This window comes from Lactobacillus sp. UMNPBX19, from assembly GCF_002553805.1.
In the GTDB taxonomy this organism is placed as follows: domain Bacteria; phylum Bacillota; class Bacilli; order Lactobacillales; family Lactobacillaceae; genus Lactobacillus.
Genome location: NZ_PCYR01000091.1, coordinates 1 through 542, shown reverse-complemented (window position 1 = coordinate 542; position 542 = coordinate 1). Strand labels below are relative to the sequence as shown.

2 pseudogenes are annotated in these 542 nt (G+C 42.6%); both read right to left on the bottom strand.

The features are described 5' to 3' along the window. Positions 1-200 (bottom strand): annotated as a pseudogene (locus CP370_RS09205) (DNA repair protein RadA); the annotation flags it as partial. Positions 201-293: 93 nt separating this feature from the next. Next, positions 294-542 (bottom strand): annotated as a pseudogene (locus CP370_RS09200) (dUTP diphosphatase); the annotation flags it as partial.

The following is a 542-nucleotide window of genomic DNA, read 5'->3' as shown; positions in this document are numbered from 1 at the left end:
TGCATCGCGACGTCCGAAATCAGCTGTGGTTGCGTATGTTTGCCGTCAAAGCTCACCCGACTTTTTCGTTCAGCCTTTGGATCGCTCATCCGTTCTTCAACTAAAGTGTTCCACTTACCACAATTGGGACAGCGTCCTAAAAATTTAGGGGAGGCGTATCCGCAATTATTGCATACAAACTGGGTCTTAACTTTTGCCATTCTCCCGTCCTCTCAATCCGTGTGATCACCTTATAGAATAGCATGGATCACCTAGATTTATTAGTGATTTGTTTGACCTTTATTGATTTTTAATTATCGTTTGGTTGAACCAAAGCCCCCCGTCCGCGTTTGGAGGTTACCCGTTTCAACATCCGCAGTCAGGTAGTTCATGAAAATTCCTTGACCAATCCGTTCACCCTTCTTAATGGTGATGTCCGTAATTCCGTAGTTAATTAATTGGAAGAAAATTTCTCCTTCATTACCGGAATTATTGTAGTAATCAGCGTCAACAATTCCCACCCCATTAGGTAAAATTAATCCTCGTTTTAGCGGATTGCTGGA